This window comes from Bradyrhizobium sp. CCGB12 (assembly GCF_024199845.1).
Lineage (GTDB): Bacteria > Pseudomonadota > Alphaproteobacteria > Rhizobiales > Xanthobacteraceae > Bradyrhizobium.
Map to the genome: position 1 here is coordinate 1,115,027 of NZ_JANADO010000001.1, position 17,408 is coordinate 1,132,434.

16 protein-coding genes and 1 pseudogene are annotated in these 17,408 nt (G+C 64.9%); 9 read left to right on the forward strand and 8 right to left on the reverse strand.

What is annotated here, in order from left to right; genetic code table 11:
* Positions 1 to 2 precede the first annotated feature (2 nt).
* From lon to NLM27_RS05205, 4 genes are all read right to left on the reverse strand, one after another.
* The gene (gene lon, locus NLM27_RS05190) at positions 3 to 2,387 is read right to left on the reverse strand and encodes an endopeptidase La (protein WP_254142321.1); all 2,385 of its coding nucleotides are present in this window, start codon (positions 2,385 to 2,387) and stop codon (positions 3 to 5) included.
* 8 nt (positions 2,388 to 2,395) lie between these two features.
* Positions 2,396 to 2,779 (reverse strand): Hsp20/alpha crystallin family protein, encoded by a 384-nt coding sequence (locus tag NLM27_RS05195; protein ID WP_254142322.1) that lies wholly within the window; start codon positions 2,777 to 2,779, stop codon positions 2,396 to 2,398.
* A gap of 179 nt (positions 2,780 to 2,958) precedes the next feature.
* Complete coding sequence (locus tag NLM27_RS05200) at positions 2,959 to 3,525, reverse strand: ferritin-like domain-containing protein (protein ID WP_254142323.1); 567 nt, start codon at positions 3,523 to 3,525, stop codon at positions 2,959 to 2,961.
* A gap of 112 nt (positions 3,526 to 3,637) precedes the next feature.
* The gene (locus NLM27_RS05205; protein WP_254142324.1) at positions 3,638 to 3,844 is read right to left on the reverse strand and encodes a hypothetical protein; all 207 of its coding nucleotides are present in this window, start codon (positions 3,842 to 3,844) and stop codon (positions 3,638 to 3,640) included.
* An 89-nt stretch (positions 3,845 to 3,933) separates the two neighbouring features.
* Here NLM27_RS05205 and NLM27_RS05210 point away from each other — a divergent pair, with 89 nt between their 5' ends.
* From NLM27_RS05210 to NLM27_RS05220, 3 genes and pseudogenes are all read left to right on the forward strand, one after another.
* The gene (locus NLM27_RS05210) at positions 3,934 to 4,560 is read left to right on the forward strand and encodes a MarC family protein (protein WP_254142325.1); all 627 of its coding nucleotides are present in this window, start codon (positions 3,934 to 3,936) and stop codon (positions 4,558 to 4,560) included.
* Positions 4,561 to 4,728: 168 nt separating this feature from the next.
* Positions 4,729 to 4,836 (forward strand): annotated as a pseudogene (locus tag NLM27_RS05215) (class II aldolase); the annotation flags it as partial.
* An 87-nt stretch (positions 4,837 to 4,923) separates the two neighbouring features.
* Positions 4,924 to 6,711 carry a chloride channel protein gene (locus NLM27_RS05220; RefSeq protein ID WP_254142326.1) on the forward strand — a complete coding sequence of 596 codons (1,788 nt, stop codon included), beginning with the start codon at positions 4,924 to 4,926 and terminating at the stop codon, positions 6,709 to 6,711.
* Here the strand turns inward: NLM27_RS05220 and NLM27_RS05225 are convergent, their stop codons facing one another.
* Both NLM27_RS05225 and NLM27_RS05230 read right to left on the reverse strand, forming a co-directional pair.
* Complete coding sequence (locus NLM27_RS05225) at positions 6,712 to 7,938, reverse strand: MFS transporter (protein WP_375142230.1); 1,227 nt, start codon at positions 7,936 to 7,938, stop codon at positions 6,712 to 6,714. It lies immediately after the preceding gene.
* A 58-nt stretch (positions 7,939 to 7,996) separates the two neighbouring features.
* Positions 7,997 to 8,254, reverse strand: a complete 258-nt coding sequence (locus tag NLM27_RS05230) for a DUF2798 domain-containing protein (protein WP_254142327.1) — start codon at positions 8,252 to 8,254, stop codon at positions 7,997 to 7,999.
* A 296-nt stretch (positions 8,255 to 8,550) separates the two neighbouring features.
* Here NLM27_RS05230 and NLM27_RS05235 point away from each other — a divergent pair, with 296 nt between their 5' ends.
* From NLM27_RS05235 to uraD, 6 genes are all read left to right on the forward strand, one after another.
* Positions 8,551 to 8,949: a hypothetical protein gene (locus tag NLM27_RS05235; protein ID WP_254142328.1), complete on the forward strand. Its 399-nt coding sequence runs from the start codon at positions 8,551 to 8,553 to the stop codon at positions 8,947 to 8,949.
* A gap of 1,329 nt (positions 8,950 to 10,278) precedes the next feature.
* Positions 10,279 to 11,244 carry an integrase core domain-containing protein gene (locus NLM27_RS05240; RefSeq protein ID WP_254142329.1) on the forward strand — a complete coding sequence of 322 codons (966 nt, stop codon included), beginning with the start codon at positions 10,279 to 10,281 and terminating at the stop codon, positions 11,242 to 11,244.
* Positions 11,245 to 11,392: 148 nt separating this feature from the next.
* Positions 11,393 to 11,530, forward strand: a complete 138-nt coding sequence (locus tag NLM27_RS05245; protein ID WP_254142330.1) for a hypothetical protein — start codon at positions 11,393 to 11,395, stop codon at positions 11,528 to 11,530.
* Between the two features lie 42 nt (positions 11,531 to 11,572).
* Positions 11,573 to 11,986: a DUF3830 family protein gene (locus NLM27_RS05250; protein ID WP_038957608.1), complete on the forward strand. Its 414-nt coding sequence runs from the start codon at positions 11,573 to 11,575 to the stop codon at positions 11,984 to 11,986.
* A complete protein-coding gene (puuE, locus tag NLM27_RS05255) occupies positions 11,987 to 12,922 on the forward strand; it encodes an allantoinase PuuE (protein ID WP_254142331.1) in 936 nt (311 codons plus the stop codon).
* A gap of 7 nt (positions 12,923 to 12,929) precedes the next feature.
* Positions 12,930 to 13,817 carry a 2-oxo-4-hydroxy-4-carboxy-5-ureidoimidazoline decarboxylase gene (gene uraD, locus NLM27_RS05260; protein WP_254142332.1) on the forward strand — a complete coding sequence of 296 codons (888 nt, stop codon included), beginning with the start codon at positions 12,930 to 12,932 and terminating at the stop codon, positions 13,815 to 13,817.
* Here the strand turns inward: uraD and NLM27_RS05265 are convergent.
* Positions 13,814 to 16,540 (reverse strand): molybdopterin cofactor-binding domain-containing protein, encoded by a 2,727-nt coding sequence (locus tag NLM27_RS05265; protein ID WP_254142333.1) that lies wholly within the window; start codon positions 16,538 to 16,540, stop codon positions 13,814 to 13,816. The two genes, uraD and NLM27_RS05265, sit on opposite strands and share 4 nt — an antisense overlap.
* Positions 16,537 to 17,364, reverse strand: coding sequence for an FAD binding domain-containing protein (locus NLM27_RS05270; RefSeq protein WP_254142334.1), 828 nt, complete (start codon positions 17,362 to 17,364; stop codon positions 16,537 to 16,539). The genes NLM27_RS05265 and NLM27_RS05270 overlap by 4 nt, the downstream gene beginning before the upstream one ends.
* Positions 17,365 to 17,408: the final 44 nt, after the last annotated feature.

A 17,408-nucleotide genomic window follows, 5' to 3' on the forward strand; every position in this document is an offset into this window, starting at 1 on the left:
CCTCACTCCGCCGCTTCGACCTTGGCGTCAGCCGGCTCGAGCGCGGCGGCGATGGCCTCGTCGACGCGCTCCAGCCAGATGAATTCGAGGCTGTCCCGCGCGCTCTGCGGGATGTCGTCGTAGTCCCGCTTGTTGCGCGCCGGCAGCATCACCCGTTTCAAGCCGGCAGCGGCCGCGGCCACCACCTTTTCCTTGATGCCGCCGACCGGCAGCACCAGGCCGCGCAGCGAGATCTCGCCGGTCATCGCGGTGTCGCTGCGCACCGTGCGATTGGTGAGCAGTGACGTCAGCGCCGTGAACATGGCAACGCCCGCGCTCGGTCCGTCCTTCGGGGTCGCACCCGCCGGCACGTGAACGTGGATGTCGCTCTTCTCGAACAGCTGGGGATCGATGCCGAGCTGCGTGGCTTTGCTCTTCACCAGCGTCAGCGCAGCCTGCACGCTCTCGCGCATAACATCGCCGAGCTGGCCGGTCAGGATCATGCTGCCCCTGCCAGGTACGCGTGAGGCCTCGATGAAGAGGATGTCGCCGCCAACAGGCGTCCAGGCAAGGCCGGTAGCCACGCCCGGAATGCTGGTGCGCTGCGCGATCTCGCCTTCGAAACGCGGCTGGCCGAGCACGGTGGCGATGTCATTTGGGCTCACCACGACCTTGGCGACCGTGCCTTCGGCGACCTGCACCGCGGCATGGCGGAACACCTTGCCGATCTCACGCTCGAGGTTACGGACGCCGGCCTCGCGGGTGTAGCCCTTGACGATCAGCTTCAGCGCTTCCGGATCGATCTCGGCCTGCTCGGCCGAGAGGCCGTTGGCCTCGAGCTGTCGCCGCACCAGATAGCGCCGCGCGATCTCCAGCTTTTCGTCCTCGGTATAGCCGGCGAGGCTGATCAGCTCCATGCGGTCCAACAGCGGGCCCGGGATCTGGTCCAGCATGTTGGCGGTCGCAATGAACACCACGCGCGACAGGTCGAAGGGCACGCCCAGGTAGTTGTCCCGGAACGTCCCGTTCTGCTCGGGGTCGAGCACCTCCAGCATCGCGGCGGAGGGGTCGCCCTGCACGCCGCGGCCCATCTTGTCGATCTCGTCCAGCATCATGACGCAGTTCCTCGCGCCAGCCTTCTTGATGCCCTGGATGATGTTGCCGGGCAGGGCGCCGATATAGGTACGCCGGTGACCGCGGATCTCGGCCTCGTCATGCACCCCGCCCAGGCTCACGCGCACGAAGGGGCGATCCATCGCGCGTGCGATGGACTGGCCGAGCGAGGTTTTGCCGACGCCGGGCGGGCCGACGAAGCACAGGATCGGGGCCTTGCCCTGCGGGGCGAGCTTGCGCACCGCCAGATATTCGATGATCCGGCCCTTGATCTTCTCCAGGCCGAAATGATCGGCATCGAGGATACGGCGCGCCTCCTTGATGTCGATCGGCTTCTCCGCGGGCAGCGCCCAGGGCAGCTCGATCAGCCAGTCGAGATAGGTGCGGACCATGCCGGCTTCTCCGGCGGCCTCGGGCATGCGTTCGTAGCGGCGCAGCTCCTTCTTGGCGTGCGCGTCCGCCTCGGGCGGCATGTTGGCCTTGGCGATCGCAGCCGTCAGCTCGGCGACCTCGGCCGCCTTGCCGTCGCCTTCGCCGAGCTGGCGCTGAATGGTCGCCATCTGCTCGCGCAGGATCGCCTCGCGCTGCCGCTCGTCGAAAGAGGCCTTGGTCTTCTGGCCGATTTCGTTGGAGATGCGCAGCACCTCCAGCCGTTCGGCCAGGTGCTTCGACACCTTCTCGACGCGCAAGGCGAGGTCGATGGTCTCCAGCACCTCCTGCTTGTCCTGCGGCTTGATGTCCATGAACGAGGTCGCGAGGTCAGCCAGCGCGCCGGGCGCGCTGGTGCTCTGGAACATCGCCACCAGCTCGGGCGGTGCCTGCGGCAGCAGCTCGATCGCCTCGATGGCCTGGCGCTGCAGGTTCAGCGCGCGGGCCTCGATTTCGGGCGAGGTCGTGGTCGGCTCAGGAATCTGCTGGAAGCGCGCGGCCAGGAACGGCGTCCCCGGCAGGAAGTCGAGGATGCGCGCACGCTGCACGCCCTGGCAGACGATGTGATGGGTGCCGTCGGGTGCCGTGATGTAGCGCACGATATTGGCGATGGTCGCAACACGATAGAGGTCGTCCGGCCCGGGCTCCTCGATCTCGGGGCTGCGCTGCAGGACGATGCCGACCGGCCGCTGCTCGCGCAGCGCCTGCTGTGCCGCGGCGATGGACTTCGCCCGGCCGATCGCGATCGGCGCGATGGCGCCGGGAAACAGCACCATCTCGCGCACGGGGATGATGATCAGTGCGTCTTCGGGGATCTTCACGTCGGACTCTGTAGAATTGGTCTGTGCGTTCTGTTCGGTGGCCATGATCGACCTCAGGATTTGGCGAGGCGCAGTGCGACGCAGCCGTCCATCACGAAGCGGCTGATGGCGTAGCGGCCAATGGGCAATGCAATGCGGCGCTCAAAACGCCCCTGCGGCAGCTCGAGCCGGTGGATGCGGGCGTTGCGAAGCTCCGGCGGAAGGGTGCGCTGGCCGGAGATGACGAGCACGCCGTCATGGATCACCGTCTCGACATTGTCAGGATTGACGCCGGGGAGCGCGACCAGGATCAGGAGCTCATGCTCGGTCTCGAGCACGTCGATCGGCGGCTCCCAGCAGGCTTCCTGGCGGCCGAACTGCTGGCGCAGCCGTTCGGCGCGGGTCAGCTGGTCCAGGGCTTCGGACAGCATCCAGTCGAGGGGATTTTTGGGTTGCATGGCAAGACTCGGGCAAGGCGCTGCGGTTGGAAAGCGAGGATATGGGGGCGGTTCCCCGGAAATCCAGCGTACATCCAGGACATGCCTGCCTCAACCGGAGCAGGCCTTGCAGCCCAACGCATCGGCGCCGCGGACATGTTCCGCGGCGCCGCCAGCAACAATTCACCTCACGCACGGCATCAGGCCGCGGCGCGGTACTCGTCTTCCGCTTCGAGGTTGATCACGGAGGTCGCGAGCTCAGTCAGCGCGTGATCGGTCGCCTCTTCCTCGTCCAGCGTCTCCTGAAGCAGCCTTGCGGCGTCCTCCATGCCGAGCTCCTCGGCCCAGGTGCGCAGCGTGCCGTAGCGGGATATCTCGTAGTGCTCGACCGCCTGCGCCGCGGCGAGCAGGCCGGCGTCGAGGGCAGGCGCGTTCTTGAACTCCTTCATGATCTCGGCGCCCTCGTCGGTGATACCGTTGATCGCCTCACAGGGCTTGCCGCGCGCGGGCTTGCCCAGCATCCTGAAGATCTGGTCAAGCCGTTTGACCTGGCCCTGCGTCTCGCGCAGATGCTTGTTGAAGGCCGCTGCTAGATCCTTCGAGTGTGCGGCCTTGGCCATCTTGGGCAGCGTCTTGATGATCTTGTTCTCGGCGAAATAGATGTCCTTCAGCGTTTCCAGAAACAGGTCGCTGAGCATCTTCGGCGCCTGACGCGGGCGGCGCGCCGCGGTCTTCTTGGTTGTGCGTTTCTTCGCTCGTTTAGCCATACATCCTCCTCTTGAGGCGACACGGGAAGGCGTCTCCTTCCTCGATCCTCAGGCGATCAAAGCGGCTTGGAGAACGAAAGTTCCAAACTACCATTGGCGCTCGCAGCGACGCTCAGGTCGGACGCTTGTAGGGATCTTCCTGGCGTTGCCGCGCCTCGGTGTTGCGGTCGAGCTGCGCACGTTCGGCGCGCCGCAGGTGCCCGGCCTTCATCACGCCATAGGCGAGGGCCGCGCCGAGCAGGAAAGCGCCGATGAACCAGAGCCAGAGCAGGTTGGCCGAGAGCTGGCCGAGCAGCATTCCGATTCCACTGTCGCTCATTGATCGTCTCCGATGATTTGCAAAACGGCTCTGCCGGGCTAAGTCAGTCCGCCAGCCATCGTTCCTGCGTCCAAGGAGCCCACCGAGACATGATCGACTTCACACTGTCGGCCTTCGTGACGCTGCTGCTGGTGGTCGATCCCGTCGGCCTCGCGCCGGCCTTCCTGGCCGCCACCGGCGGCATGCCCGACAAGGTCAAGCGGACGATCGCGTTGCGGGCGCCGCTGATCGCCGCCTCGATCCTGGTCGTGATCGCGCTGGTCGGAAACTGGCTGCTCCGCCAGCTCGGGATCGGCATCCCCGCCTTCCAGATCGCCGGCGGGCTGCTGCTGTTCGGCGTCTCGTACCAGATGATCTTCGGCGACCGTCCGCATCGCGAGGCTCGGGAGGCCGACAAGGCCACATCGGAGCACGCCTCCGATGTCGCGGTGTTTCCACTGGCCATTCCCATGATGGCTGGCCCCGGCGCGATCGCGACCACGCTGCTGCTGGCGGGCGATGCCGGCTATGGGGCGAGGCTCGCGATCATCATCGCGGTGGTGATCTCGGTGTGCCTGCTCTGCATGCTGTGCTTCGTCTCAGCTCACCTGATCGCCCGCACCCTCGGACGCACCGGAAATGCCGTACTCTCGCGCGTGCTCGGCATGCTACTCGCCGCCTATTCGGTGCAGTTCGTGATCAACGGATTTGCGGCCGTCCGGGCGAGCCTGTCGTAAGAGTGCGACAATCTGGTAATTTATTGATTCTACGGTCTATTTCGAGGAATCGCGGATCTGTCAGCAAGACGGCACATGATCGGGTCGCTTTCGCTTGCACTGCGGCATTGCTTTGACGTACTCCCCCCTGACAAACGTCCATCGCCAAGAAGCCGAGAAAAAATCAAGATGTCGATGACAGCGGACGAGCTCGACAAGAGACAGGCGATCATCGACGCCTGCCGCCGCACGAACGCGCTCGGCGTCAACCAGGGCACCTCCGGCAAGATCAGTGTCCCGCCGCTGCTCTCCGGCGCCGAGATCGAGCGGGTCTCCCGGCGCATGGCCGGCTACGGCCTGGCGGAAGGGTAGGGCGGGCAGAAGGTGTTCGTACGGATCAGACGTCTCGTCGATCGCAAGGGGACGAACCGCACCATGGTTCGGCTGCGCGCCCTGCTGCGCAGCAACGAGTTCTACCTGATCCCTCTCGCGCTCGTGATCGGCACGCTCGCGGGCGCGGTGGTGACGCTGATGGCCCACATCGCCCAAATCGCGCATGTGGTGATTTACGGAATTCCCGTTGATGTCCACTTGTCGGCTCACGCGTATGTCAGCCCCTGGGCGGCGCTGATCGCGCCTGCGCTTGGCGGGCTCGCGCTCGGCATCATGGAATGGTCGCGGCGGCGCATGAAGATCTCGAACGCCGTCGACCCGATCGAGGCGAACGCGTTGCGCGGCGGCAATCTGTCGATGCGGGACAGCGTGGTGGTGTCGAGCCAGACCCTGATCTCCAACGGCTGCGGCGCCTCGGTCGGCCTCGAGGCCGGCTATACCCAGATCGGCTCGGGTATCGCCTCGCTGCTCGGCAAGTTCTTCAATCTGCGCCGCAACGATCTGCGCCTGATGGTCGGCTGCGGCGCTGCCGCCGCGATCGCGGCGGCGTTCGGCGCGCCGATCACGGGCGCCTTCTACGCCTGCGAGCTCATCGTCGGCGTCTATTCGGTCGGCAGCGCCGCGCCGATCCTGGCGGCCTCGCTCGCGGGCGCCCTGACCGCGCAATGGCTCGGCGGCGCGCCGTACTCGCTGGAGATACCGAAGGTCAGCGCCGTCGGCGTCGAGCAATACCTGGCCCTGATCGGGCTCGCCCTCGTCACCAGCGGCGTCGGCATCGCCGTGATGCGCTCCTCGTCGATGTTCGAGCGCCTGTTCGCATGGATGCCGGTCTGGCTGCGTCCGGTGATCGGCGGCCTCATCGTCGGCAGTTTCGCCATCGTCACGCCGCAGGTACTGGCAGCCGGCCACGGCGCCATGGTGCTCGATCTCTTCCACGAGATGACGATCGGCCTGATCGCGCTGATCATCGCCCTGAAGGTGACGGCCTGCCTGATCTCGCTGGCCTCGGGCTTTCGCGGCGGCCTGTTCTTCGCCTCGCTGTTCGTCGGCAGCCTGATCGGAAAGTTCTTCGCCGCGGTGCTGCTTCTGATCAGTCCGAATTTCGTGATCGATCCGCTGGTGGCGATGCTGACGGGCATGGCGACGCTCGGTGTCGCCGTCGTCGGCGGTCCCCTCACCATGTCGTTCCTCGTGCTCGAGATGACCCGCAATGTCGACGTTACCGCCGTGGTGCTGGCTGGCTGCATCGTCACCTCGATCTGCGTCCGCTTCATGTTCGGCCACTCCTTCTCGACCTGGCGCCTGCATCTGCGCGGCGAGACCATTCGCAGCGCCAACGACGTCGGCTGGCTGCGCAATCTCACCGTCGAACGCTTGATGCGCTCCGACGTCGGTAAGGTGCCGTCGACCACGACGATCGCCGCGGTCCGCCGCGAATTCGCGCTGGGCTCGCGGCCGGGCGTCGTCATCGTCAACAATGCCGACGAATATGTCGGTCTCGTCCTGCTGCCCGATTTGTTCTCCAGCGACCTCGACACCATCGCCGACGATATCCAGGTGATCGAGCTTGCCCGCCTGATCGACATCGTGCTGATCCCGGAAATGAACGTGAAGTCGGCGATGGCGGTGTTCGACGAGGCCGAAGCCGAGATGCTGGCGGTGGTCGATTCCACCGACAGCCGCAAGGTGGTCGGCTTCCTCACCGAGAACTTCGTCCGCCGCCGCTATGTCGAGGAAATCGACAAGGCGACGCGCGGCGTGTTGGGCGCGCTGTCTTAATCACTCCAGCTGATCGACCTCGCGCAGCGCCGGGAACAGCTTCATCCAGAGCAGCGCGATCGCGATGGTGCCGATCCCGCCGAGTGCCGCCGCCGGCATCGCGCCGAGCAGGGCCGCCGCCATGCCGCTCTCGAATTCGCCAAGCTGATTCGAGGCGTTGATGAAGAGGAAGTTGACGGCGCCGACGCGGCCGCGCATCGCATCCGGTGTCGAAAGCTGTACCAGCGCGACGCGGACCACGACGCTGATCGTGTCGGCTGCGCCCATCGCGGCAAGCGCGACGATCGAGATCCAGATGTTTTTCGACTGCGCGAACACGATGGTCGCGAGCCCGAAGGCGATCACCGCCTGGAACATTCGCAGGCCCGCGCGCCGTGTGATCGGATGGCGCGCGATCACAGCGGTCATCAAGAGCGCGCCGACCGCAGGCGCGGCACGCATCACGCCGAGCGCCCACGGCCCGGCCTGCAAGATATCCTTAGCATAGATCGGCAGCAGCGCGGTGGCACCGCCGAGCAGGACCGCGAACAGATCGAGTGAGATCGTGCCGAGGATCGCGGGATTGCTGCGGACGAAATGCAGGCCGGCGAACAGGCCGTCGACACCTTCGTGTTCGGAAGGCGCGGCGCGTTCGACCCGGATCAGGCCGCTGAGGCCGCACGCGATCAGCGACAGCACGGCCATCAAAACGAACGGCGCGCCTGGTGAGATGGCGTAAGCGAGCCCGCCAACGGCCGGACCGCCAATGGCCGCGACCTGCCAGGTGCCGGTCGATAGCGCGGTCGCTCGTTGCAGCATGCCTTCCGGTGCGACGGCCGGCAGCAGCGCCGACGAGGCGGGACTCTCGAAGGCGCCGCAGAGACCGAACACGCTGAGCACGATGAATATCTCGGGCGCGGTGAGTGTCCCCATCAGCAGTCGCACCGCGAGATAACCGGCGGCGAGGCCTTGCGTCAGCTCGCAGAGCTGGACGATGCGCCTGCGGTCGTGGCGGTCGGCCGCATGTCCGGCGACAAAGACGAGCAGCGCGCTCGGAATGAACTGCACGAGACCGGCAAGGCCGAGATAGAGGGCGCTGCCGGTCAGCGCGTAGATCTGCCAGCCCACAGCGACGGTAGCGACCTGATAGGAGAATTCCGACAGGGTTCGCGAGGCGATGTAGAGCAGCAGCGGAGGATGTCGCGACAGCGAGACGGGAGAGGTGAGAAGTGTGGAAGCCTGGTCCAAGGTGGTGAGCAATCATGGAAGCGGGACGGCGCGCGTCATGCGCCGCCGTCCGCGCCGGCTAGCGGCCTGGTTGAGGAGGAGACGCGACGAGGCAGGCCACGATCCGTCGGACCAGTGGCAGCACCAACAGCAGTGTGGGGAAGGCGACGAGCCATGACAGCGCCCAGGCGCCCGGCCATGTCGCCAGGAACGCCGGCGTGGCGCCGAGGCTCCGCAGCGTCGAAATGACCGACACTACGGCCATCATGAGGATGGACAGCACGTACGGCATCACGATCGGCGCGTAGCGCGCCGGCAGTTTGCGAACCGCAATCATTTGATTTCTCTTGACGAAAAGGACGCGTCGATCACGGTGAACCCTGGAAAATGGCATCGATCCCGACGGCGTCGGTTGATGCGTTGGTTCACGTGAAACGCTTACGGCGACCGAAAAACGGCGCGGCTGTTCATTAACCGCTCAGGTTGGATGGTTCAAGCTGGATCTGGTCGTTCGGTTTACAATCGTTCAAGGCGTGGCAGATTGCCGCGAGCAGAAACCATTTCGGCGTTTTGGCATTGTAGGTGGTTTGCTTATGTCGCTTTGGGCGAGAACAGAGGAAGGTCAAGATCAAGATGAGTGATGGACCGATGATTTCCGCAGCCGGCCGCAACGCTGTACTGGCCGCGTTCGCAAGCCTCGCCCTGATTGCGGCCTCCGCTTCGCCGTCGGCCGCGGCGTCCTCGGTGCTGGCTGAGGCGGTATCCGGAAAGGCTGTTGCAGCTGGCCAATCCAATGTCACCGATTTCAGCGCAGCCCGACGTCGCCACTACTCTCGACGAGGGTCGAATGCCGCAGGCCTCGCCTTCATGGGCGCTGCGGCGGGCATCATTGGAGGGGTGATCGCCGAGCAGCGGCGCCAGGAGTACTACGAGAACCGCTATTATTACGGCCCGCGTCCTTACTACGGCGGCCCGGGCTATTATGGTGGCGATCCCTATTACGGCCCGCGCCAATATTACCAGCCCTATTAAACGGGCCGTTTTCACCAGGAAGGGCGGTGCTCTGCACCGCCCTTTTTGTTGCTCCTGAACGCCCGTAGCCCGGATGGAGCGAAGCGTAGTCCGGGGCCTCTCCTTCGGAGCGCCACCTTTCCCGGATTGTGCTGCGCTCCATCCGGGCTACAGGTTTTCGCCCTGTGTCGCCCTCTGTCAATCTCATTACGCAAAAACATTCCACTTTACCGAAATTCGGAAATGGCGTATGTGTTTCCCATCCCGGCTCACTCTTGAGGGGCGATCTTGTGGTCGTCATGTTCGCGAGCCGGGCTTGCGGTGGACGCGGCAGCGTCGGGCGCGGAAAGCCAAGGGCAGGGCGGATTGCTCTCCGTGAGCCCCATGGCTTCGCGCGGACGGACGACGCTGTCAGGTTCGTCTCGCCCGTAAGTTTCCGGCTCCGTCGACGGGGCTGGGAAAACTGCGGCGAAATGGCGAGCCGTGCGTACGGCAAAACCGTGTGGTCCTGGCCGTCGTTGCTACGGTCAAGCTCTTGCGGATGCGGCAGTCGCGTCAACCGGCGCGGTTCCGGTGAATTCCGTGAGGGTGAGGGAGGCCAGAAGGAACTCGGCTCCCGGGAGAGCACGGCATAAGCCGTCCGACCATCGCGCAGGGAAGGCCGAGTGATTGGCTACACCTGTATGCTGCTGTGCGGTTTCTCTGCGTGTGCTTTTCGCGCAGCGGACCGCGGGTGCGAGCTGGCACCCGGCCTTCCCTGCGCCCTCTTGGCTTTTAGAGGGAGAGCGACGAAGCAAAGCTCGGGCGAAATCAGTCGCGAGGATGTGGAGCCGTGTCTGCGACCACACTCGCTGTCATCGCCCGCGAAACAGAAGGCGGGCGATCCAGTACTCCGAGACGGCAGTGATTGCATCGAGACGCCGCAGCGTACTGGATTCCCCGCTCCAGTGCGCAATTGCGCACAAGGCGGGAATGACAGCATCATTTGGAGAACCAACGCTGCCACCTCACACTCCGTCATTGCGAGGAGCGAAGCGACGAAGCAATCCAGAATCCTTCCACGGAAAGACTCTGGATTGCTTCGCTGCGCTCGCAATGACGAGGAAGAGAGAGCGTGCGCCACACTCCGCCCTCGTGCCCCGGACGCAGCGCAGCGTCCCTTCGACGATGCGCTGCAGTGCCGGGGCCCATCTCTCCGCATGTATCGTGCCGCCCTGGGTCCGGCTCTGCGCCGCAACGCTGGCGCGTCGCAGCTTGTCCGGGACACGAGGGCGCGAGCTTTCGCTGCGCTCGCAATTGTGCAAGTTCACTAATTCGCTGATCGAATCCGTTCCCAGCGTGGAGGATCCGATGCGCGACAACAGCTTCGACCGGACGATTGAGCGGAATTATCTTCAGAAGTGGCGGTTCCTGATCGCCGAGTATGAGGAGGTGAAGGCCGGGCGGTCGGCGACGTTCCGCCGGGTGGGAGACTTCTACAAGCACCACGGCACCTGCTCGCAGACCTTCCGGAAGTACTACAACCGCTACCTGCGGAGCGGCGCGGAGGCTGACCTGTTGCCGCAACGCCGCGGACCGAAGTGGCGCGAGCGCCGCGAGCCGCAAGGCATCGAGGCGGAGATCGTTGCTTGCCGAACGCGCGGCATGAACCGGTACGAGGTCCACGCTGCCTTGCGCGAACGGCGAGATACGGTACCGTCGCTCTCGACCATCTACCGGGTCTTCAAACGCAATCAGCTCAACCGCCGCACCCCGACGATGCGCGAGGAGAAACGTCGTATTATCAAGGACAAGATCGGCGAGCTCGGCCATGTCGACCTGCACCAGCTGTCCCGCGACATGTTCCTGGCGCCCCCCTCAAGCCCCGCCTTTATCGTCAGCCTGGTCGACAGTTGCTCGCGCCTGGCCTGGGCCGAGGTGCTGACTTCAAAAAAGGCCCTGCCGGTCATGTTTAAGACCTTGAAGATGATCAACACGCTCAACGTCACCTATGGGATCCAGTTTGCCGAGATCCTGTCCGACAACGGCGCGGAGTTCGCATCCCGCAACACGCCTGAAGAGCATCCCTTCGAGGCCATGCTGATCGAGCTCGGCATCAAGCATCGCTACACCAGACCCTACCGGCCGCAGACCAACGGCAAGGTCGAACGCTTCTGGCGAACCCTGGACGACGACGTCATCGAAGGCGCAACCTTCGATAACCTAGACCACTTCGCCAACGAGCTGTTCGAGTACGTGATCTACTACAATAACTTCAGGCCCCATCAGGCCCTCGGCGGCAAGACACCGAAGGAATTTGCCGAGGCCCAGACCTAAACCATTCGATCAGCGAATTAGTGAACTTGCACAGCAATGACAACCCGGCGGCGCCCGGCCAAATAATCGGCAACCCCGCCCGTGGGGCCGATGGACTTGCCCGCCGCAATCCGGTTCAATGGGCCAATTGAGTTTCCAGGCGACAACGATGTCGAGATATCCGCTGGCCCTGCTGCTGATCGCCTCGCAGGCGGCCGCGCAAATCAAGATGACCACGGCCGGGCATCCTGACCCCGCCGGTGACGGGCCGCGCCCCTTGCGCGAAGCTGTCGGGAGTGCTCTTTGACTGTTCCCTGTGGGGCCATCGCCCCCGACCCAGAGAGATGAGATGAGCAAACTCGTTATCCGCGCCGGCGATTTCACCTTCGATGCCCGTTTCGAGGAGCAGCTGGCGCCCAAGACAGTCGCCGCGTTCCGCAAGGCGCTGCCGTTCGAAAGCCACATCATCCATGTGCGCTGGAGTGGCGAAGGGGTGTGGATGCCGCTCGGCGATCTCGATTTCGGCGTCGGCTACGAGAACCACACGAGCTATCCCGCGCCCGGCCAGATCATCCTCTATCCCGGTGGCATCAGCGAGACCGAGATCCTGCTCGCCTATGGCGGCGTGCACTTCGCGAGCAAGATGGGCCAACTCGCCGGCAACCATTTCATCACGCTGATCTCGGGCCTGGAGAATCTGGCGACGCTTGGTAAGAGCGTGCTGTGGAAGGGCGCTCTGCCGATTCGCTTCGAGGAAGTCTGAGTGACTGACACAAGCTACCCGCGCGATCTCCGCGGCTACGGCCGCAATCCGCCGCATCCGCAATGGCCCGGCGATGCGCGGATCGCGGTTCAGTTCGTCGTCAATTTCGAGGAGGGCGGCGAGAACAACATCCTGCACGGCGACCGCGCCTCGGAAGCCTTCCTGTCCGACGTGCTCGGCGCGCAGCCCTGGCCGGGCCAACGCCATGCCAACATCGAATCCATGTTCGAATATGGCTCGCGCGCCGGGTTCTGGCGGCTGTGCCGGATGTTCACCGCGCGCAACTGGCCGACCACCGTGTTCGGCGTCGCTACGGCGCTAAAGCGCAACCCGGAAATCGTCGCTGCCATGAAGGAAGCGGGCTGGGACATCGCCAGCCACAGTCTGAAGTGGATCGAGCACAGGGACATGACCGAGGCGCAGGAGCGCGCCGAGATCGCCGAAGCAATCCGCGTCCACACCGAGGCGACGGGATCGCGGCCGCTCGGGTGGTACACCGGGCGCTCCTCGATCAACACCAACCGTCTCCTGATGGAGGAGGGTGGCTTCCTCTATCTCTGCGATTCCTACGCCGACGATCTGCCCTACTGGGTGAAGGGCGCAGGCGGCAAGCAGCTCGTCATTCCCTATACGTTGGACGCCAACGACATGCGCTTCATCAACCCGCAAGGGTTTGCCGAAGGCGAGCAGTTCTTCACCTATCTGAAGGACGCCTTCGACGTGCTTTATGCCGAGGGCGAGAGCGCGCCGAAGATGATGTCGGTGGGCCTGCACTGCCGCCTCGCCGGCCGGCCCGGCCGTGCTGCGGGGTTGATCCGCTTCCTGGATTATATCGGCGGGCACGAGCGCGTCTGGGTGCCGACGCGATTGCAGATCGCACAGCACTGGCACGACAAGCACGCGCATCTTGCCGCCGACGCCTTCGAGATCGGGTGAGGGGGCGATGTCGCAGATCTCTCTTTCCGATCTCAACGCCGCAAGTAAAGCCGATTTCGTTGCGGCGCTCGCCAACGTCGTCGAATACTCGCCGTGGATCGCCGAGCAGCTCGCCGGCAAGCGGCCATTCGGCGGCATCAACCAATTGCATGCCGCGCTGATGGCGGCGATCCAGAGCGCCGAGCCTGACGTTCAGATGGCGCTGATCCGGGCGCATCCTGATCTCGCCAACAAAACGCAGCGCGCCGCCGGCCTCACGACGGAATCGACCGACGAGCAGAACAGCGCCGGACTCGACAGATTGTCGGACGCCGAATACGCCGCGTTCGAGCGCGCCAACAACGCCTACCGCGACAAGTTCGGCTTCCCCTATATCGTCTGCGTGCGCCGTCACACCAGAGATTCCATCCTGCGTGACTTCGAGGTGCGGCTGCTCAACATCGTCAAGACCGAGATAAGGCGCGCGATCGAGGAGATCGGCCGCATTTCCGCGCTGCGGCTCGATCAGCTCGTCATTGCCGACGACAGGCTGAGGGTGCACGGCCGGCTGTCGACGCATGTGCTCGACAATCACACGGGCAAGCCTGGATCAGGCATCCCAGTTGAGCTGGTGGAGCTCGCGAGCCTCGGCGAGAGCCGCGTCATTGCGCGCGCCGTGATCAACGCCGACGGCCGCACCGACCAGCCGCTAATCGGCGGTCGCCCGCTGCCGATCGGCCGCTACGAGCTTCGTTTCAGCGTCGCCAAATATTACGCCGAGCGCAACGTACCGTTATCCGACCCGCCGTTCCTCGACGAGATCCCGCTGCGCTTCGCGTTCAGCGAGCCGGAGGGACACTATCACGTGCCGCTATTGGTCACGCCATGGAGCTATTCGACCTACCGCGGCAGCTAGCTACCGAACTTGTCGTGCAAGGCCGGAAATAGCCGGTCCGGCTTGAAGGGCGGCGCTGTGAAGCGGATGCCGGTGGCGTTGGCGATCGCGTTGCCCAGCGCGGCGGCGACCGGATTGTACGGGCTCTCGCTCATCGACTTTGCTCCAAGCGGTCCGACCGTGTCGCTGGTGTCGGCGAAGAACACTTCGGTACGAGGCACGTCGGCGAAGGAGGGCAGGTGATAGTCGCGGAACTTGGCATTGGTGACGCGGCCGTCCGTATCGATCACCATCTCCTCGTAGAGCGCGGCGCCGAGCGCCTGCGCGACGCCGCCTTCGACCTGCCCGTGGCATTGCATCGGATTGGCGACGACGCCGGCGTCTGCCGCATGTACGCTCCTGAGAATCTTGAGCTCGCCGGTGCCCTTGTTCACGGCGATCCGAAAGCCCTGCACGTTGAAGCCAACCGAGCGCGGCGTGCCGGTGGAATTTCCGCTGGCCGCGAACGGCTGTCCCCGTTCGCGCGCAAGCCTTGCCAATTCCGCAAACGACATGCGCCGGACGCCGCTGACGACGGCTTCGGCCTCGAGCGTGCAGCTCGCGGCATCGCAGAGCCAGACGCTTGCGGCGGCCGTCTTCAGCTCCGTCGCGAGGTGCATGGCCGCCGCATGTGTCGCCTTGCCCGCGACGAACATGCCCGCGCTGCCATAGGCGCCGGTGTCGTGGCCGCCATGGGCGGTGTCGGACTGGCGCAGGCGAATCCTGTCTACGGTGGTCGCGAGCGTTGTCGCAGCGATCTGCCGATGCACAGTGCTGGTGCCGTTGCCGAACTCGGCGGTGCCGACGGTGAGGTCGAAGCTGCCGTCGTCGTTGAGCGCGATCATGGCGTCGGCGAGATGGCCGGCCGGTGGCACCGTGTCGATCATGGTCAGGGCGATGCCGTCGCCGATGAGCCATTCCGGCGGCAGGTCCGGCTGCGGGCCATCGGCCTGCATGGCGCGCTCGACGAGGTCGAGGCACTGGTCGAGCCCGTAGGAGCCATAGACGACGTCGTGAAATTCGGACGGCGGCGGGGACAGCATGGGGTCGCCGTCCCTGACGATGTTGCGCCGGCGCATCTCGAAGGGGCTGATACCGAGCTGTCTGGCCAGCTCGTCGATCGCGGCTTCGATCGCAATCTGCGTCTGGGGCAGGCCATAACCGCGAAACGCGCCCGATGGCACCGTGTTGGTGTAGACGGCGAAGCCGTCAATCCGCTTGTTCGCGCAATTGTAGACGGCGATGGACTCCGACAGCGAGTGGAACATCACAGGGCCGGCGTGATTGCCGTAGGCGCCGGTGTTCGAGAGCACCTCGAGCTGCAGCGCGGTCAGCTTGCCGTCGGCATCGGCACCGGCCTTGATGTGAACCCGCATCGGGTGCCGCGTCGACGTCGCGATGAATTGCTCCTCGCGCGTCAGCTCGAGCTTCACCGGACGTCCGGTCTTGAGCGTGGCGAGTGCAAGGACGTCCTCGACGAACATCTCCTGCTTGCCGCCAAAGCCGCCACCGACGCGTTCGCAGAACACGCGAACCTTGTCCAGGGGGAGCTCGAAGATGTCAGACAGCGCGCGCCGGGTCAGGAACGGCACCTGGGTCGAGGTGCGGACGTTGAGCACGCCTGCATCGTCGAGCCAGGCGAGGCCGCCGTGGGTCTCCAGCGCCGCATGCTGCACACGATGACTGTGGAAGGTGCCTTCGAAGGTGATGGCGGAGGTCGCGAGTGCGGCCGTAACGTCGCCGAATTCGCCGTGTGTCTCCGCAACGAGGTTGCGCTGGGCATCGGCGACGCGGTTCGCCGTGGTGCGGTCAGGATGAATGACGGGCGCGCCCGGCGTCATCGCCTCTTCCGGATCGATCAGCGCAGGCAGGATCTCGTATTCGACCCTGAGCCGCCGGCACGCCTCCTCGGCAGCGGCTTCGCTCTCGGCGACGACGGCCGCGACCTTCTGACCGATGAAGCGGACGACGTCATCGAGGATGCGGGTGTCCTCGGGATCCATCCAGTCCTTCTCATGGCGCGCGGTGGAAATCAGGACCGACGGCGCATCCTCATGCGTCAGCACCGCGTGCACGCCGGGAACGCGAAGGGCCTCCGACTTGTCGATCGCGATGATCCTGGCGTGAGCATGAGGCGAGCGGAGCAGCTTGATGTGCAGCAGTCCGTCCATGACGGTATCGAACGTGTAGCGTGCCTTGCCGTGGACGATGTCGGGACCTGCGGGGGCCGGCAGGCTACGGCCGAATGCGGCGCCGGCCTCGACGCTCGCCTCGACATTTGTCTTGCCGAGGATCGCATCCTCGATCGAACGATAGCCGGTGCAGCGGCAGATATTGCCCTTCAACGCGGTGCCGAGATCGGTGCGCTGGGCCTGGTTCAGCGAGGCGCAGGTCAGGATCATGCCGGCGGTGCAGAAGCCGCATTGAAAGCCTTGAGCATCGAGGAAAGCCTGCTGCATCGGATGGACGCCGTGGTCCCCGCCAAGACCTTCAATCGTGGTCACGGCGCGTCCCTCGGCGCGGAAAGCAGGGATCAGGCAGCTATGGACCGGCTCGCCATCCAGCAGCACGGTGCAGGCGCCACAATCGCCGGCATCGCAGCCTTTCTTCACGCCGAATTGGCCCAGTTCGCGCAAGAACGTGCGCAGACACTGGCCGGCGCGCGACGCTTGCGAAAATGGCTTGCCGTTGATCTCGAAGCTCATGACGGCGCTCCGGCAGAGAGTTCGCCGCGGATCTGCTCGGCGAGCCGCAGCGTCATGTGCTTGCGCCAGAGCGGCTTACCGTGGATGTCGGTGTGGTACAGGTCATCCGTGATGCGCTGCGTGATCGCCTCTAGAAGCGCGCCGGCGTCCGGGGCCTTGCGAAGGGTCAGCTGGATCGGCCGCACCGTCGACGCTGTAACTGTCAGCGTCAGCGTACCATCAGCATCGAGACTGCCGATCAGCAGCGCCGCCGAGCGGCCGACTGGCGCCAGCGAGATCTGGCGAAAGGCCGTGCGGCGCCTTAATGCAGCAATCGGGATATCGATCTGTCGGATCAGGTCGCCCGGCGTCAGGCGGTTGCGCTGGTTGCCGGTGACGAAGTCGACGACCGGAATCTTCTGCTCTCCACCGCGCACCTTCCAGATGGTGCAGACGCCGTCGAGCGCTGATGTGAGCGAGATCATCGGTCCTGCCGGCAGGGACATGCAGACATTGCCGCCGACGGTCGCGGTCTTCCAGATCTTGAACGAAGCAAGAAAAGCCCGGCAGCACTGGCCGATCAGCGGCGCCGCGAGCCAGTCAGACGGGCAGGCGAGACCATCGAGCTCTGCGATGGTGCAGGTGGCGGCGATGCTGAGATGGCTTTCGGTGATCGTCAGCGCCGGCCATTTCAGGTCGGTCAGATCGATCAGCCGCCTCAAATGGACCTGCGGCTCCGAGAACAGCCAGGTGCCGCCTGCAAGCCAAGCATCACCTGCCGTCCAGACGGGTAGTTGCGCGCGCGTTTGCGGATGGGCGACTGCTGTGATGGTATTCAAATCCATGGCTGTGCCAAAGCTTCCGCCCGGTGAATCGTACGGACGAGTCT

Excerpts from the sequence above, each read along its gene's own strand:
- lon (WP_254142321.1), bottom strand. The coding sequence starts at position 2,387 with ATGGCCACCGAACAGAACGCACAGACCAATTCTACAGAGTCCGACGTG.
- NLM27_RS05195 (WP_254142322.1), bottom strand. The coding sequence starts at position 2,779 with ATGCAACCCAAAAATCCCCTCGACTGGATGCTGTCCGAAGCCCTGGAC.
- NLM27_RS05200 (WP_254142323.1), bottom strand. The coding sequence starts at position 3,525 with ATGGCTAAACGAGCGAAGAAACGCACAACCAAGAAGACCGCGGCGCGC.
- NLM27_RS05205 (WP_254142324.1), bottom strand. The coding sequence starts at position 3,844 with ATGAGCGACAGTGGAATCGGAATGCTGCTCGGCCAGCTCTCGGCCAAC.
- NLM27_RS05210 (WP_254142325.1), top strand. The coding sequence starts at position 3,934 with ATGATCGACTTCACACTGTCGGCCTTCGTGACGCTGCTGCTGGTGGTC.
- NLM27_RS05230 (WP_254142327.1), bottom strand. The coding sequence starts at position 8,254 with ATGATTGCGGTTCGCAAACTGCCGGCGCGCTACGCGCCGATCGTGATG.
- NLM27_RS05235 (WP_254142328.1), top strand. The coding sequence starts at position 8,551 with ATGAGTGATGGACCGATGATTTCCGCAGCCGGCCGCAACGCTGTACTG.
- NLM27_RS05240 (WP_254142329.1), top strand. The coding sequence starts at position 10,279 with ATGCGCGACAACAGCTTCGACCGGACGATTGAGCGGAATTATCTTCAG.
- NLM27_RS05245 (WP_254142330.1), top strand. The coding sequence starts at position 11,393 with ATGTCGAGATATCCGCTGGCCCTGCTGCTGATCGCCTCGCAGGCGGCC.
- NLM27_RS05250 (WP_038957608.1), top strand. The coding sequence starts at position 11,573 with ATGAGCAAACTCGTTATCCGCGCCGGCGATTTCACCTTCGATGCCCGT.
- uraD (WP_254142332.1), top strand. The coding sequence starts at position 12,930 with ATGTCGCAGATCTCTCTTTCCGATCTCAACGCCGCAAGTAAAGCCGAT.
- NLM27_RS05265 (WP_254142333.1), bottom strand. The coding sequence starts at position 16,540 with ATGAGCTTCGAGATCAACGGCAAGCCATTTTCGCAAGCGTCGCGCGCC.
- NLM27_RS05270 (WP_254142334.1), bottom strand. The coding sequence starts at position 17,364 with ATGGATTTGAATACCATCACAGCAGTCGCCCATCCGCAAACGCGCGCG.